We start from the raw sequence: 1,007 nt of genomic DNA on the forward strand, positions 1-1,007 counted from the left end.
CTGGGTGCATGACGACTTCACAGAAGACGGCTCTGATCACCGGAGCGAACAAGGGCATCGGCAAGGAAACGGCGCGCAGGCTCGCCGCCCTCGGCCCGGGCTCCAGCAGCAGCGAATCGAGCATGTCGACCACCACGCCCTGCGCGGACAGGCTCGACGACGGCAGCCCGCCCGTCACCTGGGTGACCGCGGCCGCGTCCTGGTCGCCGTACAACTCCTGCGCCCAGCCGCCCGGATCGACCTGCCGGTCCACCGGCACGTAGGCCTGCCCGTCCCACCGCAGCAACCGGTCCGGCGCGAACCGGTCGCGCGGCAGTGCCGCCACCGCCGCACGCAGCCACGGCGACCGCTCCGGCCAGGCCCCGCGTGCGGCCATCGCCTCCTCCAGGCGCGCCCGCCACGGGGCCGGCCACGTCATTTCTTGTGCTTCCCGTCACCGGGCGGCGGCGCCGGGACCTTCCCGTCGGCGTTTCCCGGCGGCGGATTCCCCTGGCTCGGATCCGCCGGCGGCTTGTCGTGCTTGCCCATCGACAACCCCCACTTCGTGCACAGGACAACAGCCCCGTCATCCTGACCGCTGCGCCGCGCCGGCGGTAGGGGGCGCGGCAGCACGCCGGGGGTGCTGCGTGCCGCACGCGCGCCCCGTGGACGAGGGCACCGGCCGATGCGGCCCGGTGGATTCCGCTCGCCGGGTGGTGCGGCCTGTGCGGTGCGGCGGTTCAGGGCAGCCGGGTGAGCTTGCGGTGGCCCGCCCGGCGGCGCAGCTTCGGAAGGTGCCGCTCTGCCGCCTCGGCGGTGCTCCGCTGGAGTTCGTGGAGCACACCGTAGGCGAAGGCGTGTCGCTCGGTGCCGGTGTCCTTCTCCGCGAGGGCGATGAGCTCCTGACGCGCCACGACGCTGTCCTGGTGGGTGCCGAGCACCTTGTGCAGCTTCTTCATCCGGGCACCGAACTTCGACGCCCGCTTCTAGCGCCGCATCATCCTCGGCACCTACGCCCTCTCCTCGGG

General features: G+C 73.2%; 1 protein-coding gene and 1 pseudogene. Both read right to left on the minus strand.

What is annotated here, in order from left to right:
• A pseudogene (locus ABZ885_RS42025) lies at positions 1 to 376 on the minus strand (hypothetical protein); the annotation flags it as partial.
• A 343-nt stretch (positions 377 to 719) separates the two neighbouring features.
• Positions 720 to 938: a hypothetical protein gene (locus ABZ885_RS42030; RefSeq protein ID WP_360200588.1), complete on the minus strand. Its 219-nt coding sequence runs from the start codon at positions 936 to 938 to the stop codon at positions 720 to 722.
• Positions 939 to 1,007 lie beyond the last annotated feature (69 nt).

Origin of the sequence: Kitasatospora sp. NPDC047058 (assembly GCF_040643935.1) — a bacterium.
Lineage (GTDB): Bacteria > Actinomycetota > Actinomycetes > Streptomycetales > Streptomycetaceae > Kitasatospora.